At 76.0% G+C, this 8,993-nt stretch carries 6 protein-coding genes; 2 read left to right on the forward strand and 4 right to left on the reverse strand.

Annotation, left to right across the window (positions count from 1 at the left end):
* Positions 1 to 124 precede the first annotated feature (124 nt).
* A complete protein-coding gene (locus tag IE321_RS29620; RefSeq protein ID WP_190225158.1) occupies positions 125 to 784 on the forward strand; it encodes a TetR/AcrR family transcriptional regulator in 660 nt (219 codons plus the stop codon).
* Here the strand turns inward: IE321_RS29620 and IE321_RS29625 are convergent.
* The 4 genes from IE321_RS29625 to IE321_RS29640 form a co-directional block, all read right to left on the reverse strand.
* Positions 730 to 1,383 carry an NADPH-dependent F420 reductase gene (locus IE321_RS29625; RefSeq protein WP_190225159.1) on the reverse strand — a complete coding sequence of 218 codons (654 nt, stop codon included), beginning with the start codon at positions 1,381 to 1,383 and terminating at the stop codon, positions 730 to 732. The genes IE321_RS29620 and IE321_RS29625 overlap by 55 nt on opposite strands.
* Before the next feature lie 102 nt (positions 1,384 to 1,485).
* Positions 1,486 to 2,682 (reverse strand): NAD(P)/FAD-dependent oxidoreductase, encoded by a 1,197-nt coding sequence (locus IE321_RS29630; protein ID WP_190225160.1) that lies wholly within the window; start codon positions 2,680 to 2,682, stop codon positions 1,486 to 1,488.
* A gap of 126 nt (positions 2,683 to 2,808) precedes the next feature.
* Entirely contained in the window at positions 2,809 to 3,753 is a 945-nt protein-coding gene (gene sigJ, locus IE321_RS29635) for an RNA polymerase sigma factor SigJ (RefSeq protein ID WP_043229046.1), read from the reverse strand.
* Positions 3,754 to 3,813: 60 nt separating this feature from the next.
* Positions 3,814 to 6,801 (reverse strand): bifunctional [glutamine synthetase] adenylyltransferase/[glutamine synthetase]-adenylyl-L-tyrosine phosphorylase, encoded by a 2,988-nt coding sequence (locus IE321_RS29640; protein WP_190225163.1) that lies wholly within the window; start codon positions 6,799 to 6,801, stop codon positions 3,814 to 3,816.
* A gap of 372 nt (positions 6,802 to 7,173) precedes the next feature.
* Here IE321_RS29640 and IE321_RS29645 point away from each other — a divergent pair.
* On the forward strand, positions 7,174 to 8,993 hold a 1,820-nt coding region (locus IE321_RS29645; RefSeq protein ID WP_190225161.1), incomplete at its 3' end, for a PIG-L family deacetylase.

The raw sequence follows: 8,993 nt of genomic DNA on the forward strand, positions 1-8,993 counted from the left end.
CCCTTCCGTGGCAGGGGGTTCCGCGGGGAGACGGAAACCTAAAGGCTTTCGGTTGCCGCAATGTAACCTCGGCTTCGACCGCGGGGGAAGACCCGACGGGAACATGGACAGGGAGTGACCTCGCATGGGCCGGCCGCGCAGACCCCTCCTCGACCGGGAGCGGATCACCACCACGGCGCTCGCGGTCGTCGACGAGCTGGGCGATCTCAGCGTGCCGCAGATCGCGAAGCGGCTCGGGGTGCAGACCGCCTCCGTCTACCACCACGTGGACGGGCGGGACGGGATCATCGAGCTGATGCGGGAGCGGGTGGCCTCCGGCATCGACACGGAGGCGCTCGCGCGGGGCACCTGGGAGGCCGGGATGGCCGGCTGGGCGCGTTCCTACCGGGCCGCCTTCGCCGCCCACCCCCGCGCGATCCCGCTGCTCATGACCTCACCGGTGCGGGCGCCGATGGTGCTCCTCCAGTACGAGCGGGCCGTCGCCCGGCTCCTGGAGGCGGGGTTCGCGCTGCCGGACGTGATGCCGGTGATCATCGGCCTGGAGAACCTGGTCCTGGGCTCCGCGCTCGACCTGGCGGCGCCGGAGGCGATGTGGGAGGTGGCCGACGAGACGGTCACCCCGCTCCTCGCGGCGGCCCTCGGCGCGGCCCCCGAAGGCCGCGCCGACCACGCCTTCGAGCTGGCGCTCGCGGCCTATCTGGCGCATGTGCGGGACATGCTGACGGATGATCAGGAGGCGCGGCAGACAGCGAAGTTGAAGTCGCCGGTGCCGAGGACGCCGTAGAGGCGCAGCCAGATCGGCATGAGCTGTTCGGTGGCGCGGGCGCTGGTCAGGTCGCCGAGGTCGGTGATCCGGGCGGCGGGCCAGCCGAGGGAGCCGAGCAGTGCGGTGACGACGGCCTTGGCGTCCTCGTCGTCGCCGCCGACGAAGACGACGTGGTCGCCGGGGACCCGGCCGGGCTCGACCATCACCGTGTTGGTCATGGTGTTCAGCGTCTTCACGACCCGGGCTTCGGGGAACGCGGCCTGGATCCGCTCGGCGAGGCTGAGGCCGTCGAAGGTGACGACCTTCGGCGGGAGGCCCGCGGAGAAGTCGAGCGGGTTGGAGACGTCGACGAGCACCTTGCCGCGCAGGTTCTCGGCGCCGGCCGCCTCCAGGGCGGCGAGGGAGACGAGTCCGCCGGTGGCGTTGACGACCAGTTCGGCGCGGGCGGCGACGTCGGCGAAGGTGCCGTGGGCCGCGCCCGGGTGGCGCTCGGCCCACTTCACGGCCTCCGCGTTGTCCGCCGTGCGGGAGCCGAGCCCGACCTCGTGGCCGAGCCCGGCGAAGGCGGTGGCGAGTCTCCGGCCGACCTCGCCCGTGCCCAGTACCGCGATCCTCATCCGTCCACGCTCCGTCCGTCTCGCCCGGGACCCGTCGTCCGGTTCCGACCCTACGGCCCCGCGATCTTGGAGGGGAGCCTTCCGGCGGTCCGCCGGGGCCGTTCAGGCGACGGCCCCCGCACGGACGGCCTCCCGGGCCTCCTGCGGGACCACGCGCCGCCGGCGGGTGGGCAGGCCCAGGGTCGGGTGGGCGACGCCCCAGGCCGCCGCCTTGCAGATGAACTCCTTGTAGCGGGCGGCGAAGCGGCCGGTGAGGGCCTTCTCCTTGGCCCGGTCGTCGGCGGTGACGAACTGGATCAGCGCCTCCCCGCGCCCCAGCGAGACGCACTGCTGGGCGTACCGGATGCCGACGCGGGGCACCTCGGCGCCGGTGAGCCGGGCGGCCAGGGCGTCGGCGGCCTGCCAGGCCATCGGGACGCCCGAGGCGCAGGACATGCGCAGCGGCTTGTCGCCCGGGCCGAGGGCCATCGCCGCGTCGCCGACGGCGTAGACGTCGGGGTGCGAGACCGAGCGCATGGTCGCGTCGACCGCGATCCGTCCGTCGGCGGCGAGTTCCAGGCCGGTGGCCTCGGCGAGGGGGTGGACGGCGAAGCCGGTGGTCCAGACGGTGACGTCGGCGGGGATGTCGTCGCCGGCGGCGGTGGTCACCCGGTCCGCGCCGACGGCGGCGACCGCCGCGTGCTCGTGGACGGTGACGCCGAGCCGCCGCGCGACCTTCCACAGGTGGCCGCGGCCCTTCTCCGAGAGCCAGTCGCCGAAGGCGCCGCGGGCGACCAGGGCCACGTCCAGGTCGGGGCGGGCCTCGGCGATCTCGGTCGCGGCCTCCAGGCCGGTCAGACCGCCGCCGACCACCACCACGGGCCGGCCGGCCTCCAGGGCGGCCAGCCGCTCGCGGAGCCGGAGGGCGCCGGGGCGGGAGGAGACCTCGTGGGCGTGCTCGGCGACACCGGGGACGCCGCCGTGGTTCCAGCCGCTGCCCAGGGCGTAGACGAGGCTGTCGTAGGCCAGTTCCTCGCGGCCCGCGACGCCCTCGACGGTGACCGCCTTGCGCTCGACGTCGACGGCGGCGACCCGGGCGAGCTTGAGCTCGACGCCGGTGCCGGCGAAGACCTGGTCGAAGGGGCGGGGGGCGAGGTCCTGGCCGGCCGCGACCTGGTGCAGGCGGACGCGCTCGACGAAGTCGGCCTCGGGGTTGACGAGGGTGAGGGTGACGTCGTCGCGGTGCAGCCGCTTGGCGAGGCGGCCGGCTGCGACGGCTCCGGTGTAGCCGGCTCCGAGGACGACGATGCGGTGCTGCATGACCGGGCTCCTGTCTGGGCGGGGTCCGCGCCGTTTCTCCGGCGTGGTCTCGCACCTTGAACCGGACGGCCCCGCGTTTCCTGACAGGATTCGAAAGTGACCTGCGTCACACCGTTGGGGGGGGTGTCAGAAGGAGAACAGCGGGGCCTCCTCGTGCCCCTCGGCGGCCCAGCGCGCGGTGGCGCGGTCCAGCTTGTCCGGGTTGACCTGGCTGCGGACGGCGACGATGCCCTCGGCGGTGACCTCCAGGCAGGTGATCCCGATGACCCGGCCGTCCACGAGGGCGACGATCGCGGGCTCGCCGTTGGCGGTGGAGGCGTAGAAGGAGGGCGAGCCGCCGACCAGGGCCCGCTTGGAGTCGCTCGGCTTGAACAGGCCGCGCAGGAAGGTGGCCACCGCCCGCGCGCCCTCGAAGGCGCTCGCCCGGGCGGGCACCTTGCCGCCGCCGTCGCCGAGGGCGGCGGCGTCCTGGGTGAGCAGCCGGACGAGGGGTTCGGTACGGCCGCTGGTGGCGGCGGCCAGGAACTCCTCGACGATCCTGCGGGCGGCGTCCTCGTCGATCTCGGTGCGGGCCCTGCCCTCCGCCAGGTGCTTCTTGGCGCGGTGGAAGAGCTGCTGGGCCGACGCCTCGCCGATGTCGAGGATCTCGGCGACCTCCCGGTGGGCGTAGCCGAACGCCTCGCGCAGCACGTACACGGCCCGCTCGTTGGGGGTGAGCCGCTCCAGCAGGACGAGGACGGCGTACGACACGGACTCGCGCTGCTCGGCGGTGTCGGCGGGGCCGAGCATCGGGTCGCCGGCGAGCAGCGGCTCGGGCAGCCACTGGCCGACGTAGGTCTCGCGCCGGGCCCTGGCCGAGGTGAGCTGGTTGAGGCAGTAGTTGGTGAGGACCTTGGTGAGCCACGCCTCGGGCACCTCGATGCGGCCGGTGTCGGCGGCCTGCCAGCGGAGGTACGTCTCCTGCACGGCGTCCTCGGCCTCGCCGGACGAGCCCAGCATCCGGTAGGCGATGGCCTCCAACCGGGGCCGCGCCGCCTCGAACCGGTCCACGTCACTCATGATCAGGGCCATGCCGCGATCGTATCCGGCCGGGCCCGGCGCGGCGAAGGGCGCCGGGCCCCATCCCAACCGTCAGGCGCCGTAGAAGAGTTCGTCGACGACCGCGCGGGCGCGCCGGGTGATCCGGCGGTAGTCGTCGACCATCTCGCCGACGTGACCGGGGGCGTAGCCCAGGTAGCGCCCCACCGCGGCCAGTTCGCGCGGCTCGGAGGGGAAGGTGTCGCCGGGGCGGCCGCGGACGAGCATGACGGCGTTGCGCACCCGGGTGGCCAGCACCCACGCCTCGTCCAGGGTCTGCGCCTCCTCGGTGGGGATCAGCCCGGCGGCGTGGGCGGCGAAGAGCGCGGCCCGGGTCCGGGTGGTGCGCAGGCCGGGCTCGGCCCAGCCGTGCCGCATCTGGAGCAGCTGGACGGTCCACTCGACGTCGCTGAGGCCGCCGCGGCCCAGCTTGGCGTGGAGCGTGGGATCCGCGCCGCGCGGCAGCCGCTCGGACTCCATGCGGGCCTTGAGGCGGCGGATCTCGCGGACCGCGTCCTCGCCGAGGCCCTCGGCGGGGTAGCGCAGCGGGTCGATCAGCTCGATGAACCGCCGGCCCAGGTCCGGGTCGCCGGCGATCGGCGCGGCCCGGAGCAGCGCCTGGGACTCCCAGGTCAGGGACCAGCGCCGGTAGTAGGCGCCGTAGGAGGCGAGGGTGCGGACCAGCGGGCCGCTCCTGCCCTCCGGGCGCAGGTCCGCGTCGATCAGCAGCGGCGGATCGGTCGTGGGCACCTGGAGGAGCCGGCGCATCTCGGTGACGACCCGGGCGGCCGCCCTGGCGGCCTCCTGCTCGTCGACGCCCTCGCGCGGCTCGTGGACGAAGAGGACGTCGGCGTCGGAGCCGTAGCCCAGCTCGTGGCCGCCGAAGCGGCCCATGCCGATCACCGCGAAACGGGTGGGGAGTTCGTCGCCCCACTCGGCGCGCACGGCGGCCCGCAGGGCGCCGGCGATCGTGGCGGCGTTGAGGTCGGTGACGGCCTCGCCGACCCGGTCGACGAGGGCGCCCGGGTCGGAGGTGCGGGGGCTGTCCTCGGTGCCGTACGAGTCGATCAGGTCGGCGGCGGCGGTACGGAACAGCTCGCGGCGGCGCACCCCGCGGGCGGCGGCGACGGCCTGCTCGGCGTCGTCCGCGCGGCCCACGGCGGCGAGGACCTCCTGCTCCAGGTGGTCCCGGCCGCGCGGCTTCAGCCCCTCGGGGTCGCCGAGTATGGCGACCGCCTCGGGGGCGCGGAGCAGCAGGTCGGGGGCGAGCCGGCCGGCCGAGAGGACCCGGGCGAGGTTCTCGGCGGCGGCGCCCTCGTCGCGCAGCAGCCGCAGGTACCAGGGGGTCTTGCCCAGCGCGTCGGAGACCCGGCGGAAGCCGAGGAGGCCGGCGTCCGGGTCGGCGGAGTCGGCGAACCAGCCGAGCAGCACCGGCAGCAGGGTCCGCTGGATGGCGGCCTTGCGGCTGACGCCGGAGGCCAGCGCCTCCAGGTGGCGCAGGGCGGCGGCGGGGTCGGCGTACCCGAGGGCTTCGAGGCGCTGGCCGGCCGCCTTGGTGCTGAGCCGGGTCTCGCCGGGGGCGAGCTGGGCGACGGCGTCGAGCAGCGGCCGGTAGAAGAGCTTCTCGTGCAGGCGGCGGACGACGGAGGCGTGCCGCTTCCACTCCTTGTTCAGCGCGGCGACCGGGTCGGTGCGCAGGCCGAGGGAGCGGCCGAGGCGGCGCAGGTCCTCCTCGCCCTCGGGAACGAGGTGGGTGCGGCGCAGCCGGTAGAGCTGGATGCGGTGCTCCATGGCGCGCAGGAAGCGGTACGCCTCGTCGAGCTGGGCCGCGTCGGCGCGGCCGACGTAGCCGCCGGCGGCGAGGGCGGCGAGCGCGTCCAGGGTGGAGCCGCTGTGCAGGGTGGCGTCGCTGCGGCCGTGCACCAGCTGGAGGAGCTGGACGGCGAACTCGACGTCCCGCAGGCCGCCGGGGCCGAGCTTGAGCTCGCGGTCGACCCGGTCGACCGGGATGTTGTCGACGACCCGGCGGCGCATGGCCTGCACGTCGGTGACGAAGTTCTCCCGCTCGGCGGCCTGCCAGACCATCGGCGAGACGGCGTCGACGTAGGCGCTGCCCAGCTCGGGGTCGCCGGCCACCGGCCGCGCCTTGAGGAGGGCCTGGAACTCCCAGGTCTTCGCCCAGCGCTGGTAGTAGGCGAGGTGGGAGGAGAGGGTGCGGACGAGCGGCCCGTTGCGGCCCTCGGGGCGGAGGTTGGCGTCGACCGGCCAGATGGTGCCCTCGACGGTGGTCTCGGAGCAGATCCGCATCAGGTGGGAGGCGAGCCGGGTGGCGGCCTGGAGCGCCTTGGCCTCGTCGGCGCCCTCCGCCGGCTCGCCCACGAAGATCACGTCGACGTCGGAGACGTAGTTCAGCTCGTGGCCGCCGCACTTGCCCATGGCGATCACGGAGAGCCGGCACTGCGCCGCGTCGGCGGGTTCGGCCGCCCGGGCGAGGGCGAGCGCGGCCCGCAGGGTGGCGGTGGCCAGGTCGGCCAGCTCGGCGGCCGTCTGGGCGACGTCGGTGGTGCCGCACACGTCACGGGCCGCTATCCCCAGCAGGCAGCGGCGGTAGGCGACCCGCAGTGCCACCGGGTCGGTCGCCTCGGCGAGCCCGTGCTCGAACTCGGTCACCCCCGGGTGCAGGTCGACCGCCTCGTAGGTGACCAGGGTCTCCCAGTCCTTCGGGTGCCGGACGAGGTGGTCGGCGAGCGCCTCCGAGGCGCCCAGCACGCCGAGCAGCCGGTCCCGGAAGGGCTTGGCCGACAGCAGGGTGGTGGTGAAGGTCCCCCGCTCGGTCTCGGGCTGCGCCTCGGCCAGCCGGACCAGGCCGCGCAGGGCCAGATCGGGGTCGGCGGTGGCGCCCAGCGCGTCGAGCAGCACGGGGTCGTCGCGGAGCGCCGCGAGCTCCGGCAGGTCGAGCAGCCGCTCGGCGGCGGACGGATCGGTGAACCCGTGCCGCAGCAGCCGTGAGAACGTACTGCTCCTGCGCCCCGGCACCGTCATCTCCGCCGCTCCCTCCAGCCGCACGCCCGACCAGTCGAGCCTATCCGCAGCGACCGCCGCGGGCGGGCGGGACGGGGACGGCGAGCCCCCGGCGGGGAGGCGGGCCGCGGGCCGCGGGCCGCGCCCGGTCCTCCGGCGGCCCGGGCGGGGGGGCGTCCGGGGGCGCCGGAAGCCGTCGCTCCTGCCCTGATCCGGTACGGATCACACGTGACCTCGGGCACATCGGGCCGTTTTCGGAACCCGTCGGCGGCCCCGGCCCTGTAGCCATGTGAGTCGCCGTCCCGTCGCGACCGTCGTTCCGCCGACGGGCTCGCGCGGCGCCGTCGCCGCCGACGCGCACCCCGCCCCCGAGGTAGAGAGCCCTGCCGCGCCATGTCCCTTCGCCGTCCCACCCGCCTCATACGCCCCTTCCGTCGCCGCCGGACCGTCCTGGCCGCGGCGACGGCCGCCGTGCTGACCGGCGGCACCCTCGCGGGCGTGCTCACGGCGACGGCGGCCCAGGAGGAGACGGCACCGGGGGCACCGCGCGTCCGGGCCGAGGCGTCCGCCCGGGACCTGGCCCCCGCCCCGGTCTCGGTGGTGCAGTTCGTCTCCCACCCCGACGACGACCTGTACTTCATGAACCCGGACACCGCGCAGTCGCTGGCCGACCGCACCCCGCTGACCACCGTCTACCTGACGGCGGGCGAGGCGAACGGCGTCAACGCCCGCCCCGGTCTCGCCGCCGTGACCGCGCCGGACAAGCCCGCGTACGCCGAGGCCCGGCAGAACGGCATCCGCGCCGCGTACGCCGAGATGGTCACCGGCGACCGCACCAGCCCCTGGGACCGCACGGCGATCCCCACGGCGGGCGGCGGCTCGGCCGAGCTGGACACCCTGCGGGGCCACCCCGGGGTGCGGCTCGTCTGGCTCCAGCTGCGCGAGGCGGGCTCGCCCTCCGCCGACCGGCCGCACAGCCTGCGGGGCCTGTGGCACGGCCGCATACCGGCGCTCGGCTCGCTGCGCGCCGCGGGGACGCCGGTCGGCGCCGACTTCGCGTACTCGAAGGAGCAGGTCGTGGCCACCCTGACGGGGCTGCTCGACCGCTTCCGGCCGACCTTCGTCCGCACCCTGGACCCGACGCCCGGCACGGACGCCCGGACGGGCCGGCTGCGGGACCACCAGGACCACGCGTACGGGGCGAGGTTCGCGCAGGCGGCGCTCGACCGGTGGGCGGAGCGGCCCGGGCACCCGCGGGTCGGCGTGCAGAGCTACATGGGCTACCCGAACACCGAACTGCCGCAGGCCCTGGACCACCACACCGCCGGGGAGAAGCTGCGCAGCCTGCGGACGTACGCGTGGCTGGACGGCGTCGACCACTGCGGCAGCCCGGCGGGCTGCGGCGACCTGAAGATGGCCGACCGGCCGGAGGGACGCGGCTGGACGGGCACCGTGCGGTACGCGCGGGGCTCCTCGACCGGCTGGCTCCAGCCGGTCGAGGACGGCGGGCTGCTGGCCTTCGGCGTGCTGGACGGGCGGCTCGCGACCTGGCACCGGGCGCCCGGCGGCTCCTGGCGCGGGCCGGAGCGGCTGCCCGGCGGCGGGCTGGACGGCGGCGTCGGGACCGTACGCCTGCCGGACGGGCGGATCGCGGTCTTCGGCACCCGGACCTCCTTCGCCGGCCCGGCGGGCTACCGCCGCGAGGTCGTCACCGTCGAGCAGACCGCACCGGGCGGCCGCTTCGGCGCGTGGCGCTCGCTCGGCACGCCCGGGAAGCGGGACGAGGCCGACCGGACGCCGGACATCAGCGCGCCCGCCGTGGCCGTGGACGGCGCGGGGCGGCTCGCGCTCTTCCTGCGCGACGGCGACCACCGGCTGGCCGGACGCGAGCGGACGCCCGGCGGCACCTGGGGCCCTTGGCGGTCCCTGGGCGGGGCGGACCTGCACGGGGACCCGGTGGCGGCGACCGACGCCCGGGGCCGGACCTACGCCTTCGCGGCCACCCGGGGCTCGGTCCTGATGTGGACCGGCGCGTCCGGCGGCGGCCCGGTCGCCGGGCCGCTGCCGACCGGTCTGCCGGCGACGACGCTCGCGCTGAGCGTGGGCCCCTCGCCCGACGGCGACGGCGTCCGGCTCTGGTCCCGCCTGCCCGGCTCCGGAGAGCCGCGCGCGGCCGACTTCGCGGGCTCCGCCCGGCTCGCCCCGCCGGCCCC

Origin of the sequence: Streptomyces hydrogenans, assembly GCF_014656075.1 — a bacterium.
GTDB lineage: Bacteria > Actinomycetota > Actinomycetes > Streptomycetales > Streptomycetaceae > Streptomyces > Streptomyces hydrogenans.

Bases quoted from the DNA above. Each gene is read 5' to 3' on its own strand.
- IE321_RS29620 (WP_190225158.1), top strand. From the start codon at position 125: ATGGGCCGGCCGCGCAGACCCCTCCTCGACCGGGAGCGGATCACCACC.
- IE321_RS29640 (WP_190225163.1), bottom strand. From the start codon at position 6,801: ATGACGGTGCCGGGGCGCAGGAGCAGTACGTTCTCACGGCTGCTGCGG.
- IE321_RS29630 (WP_190225160.1), bottom strand. From the start codon at position 2,682: ATGCAGCACCGCATCGTCGTCCTCGGAGCCGGCTACACCGGAGCCGTC.
- sigJ (WP_043229046.1), bottom strand. From the start codon at position 3,753: ATGGCCCTGATCATGAGTGACGTGGACCGGTTCGAGGCGGCGCGGCCC.
- IE321_RS29625 (WP_190225159.1), bottom strand. From the start codon at position 1,383: ATGAGGATCGCGGTACTGGGCACGGGCGAGGTCGGCCGGAGACTCGCC.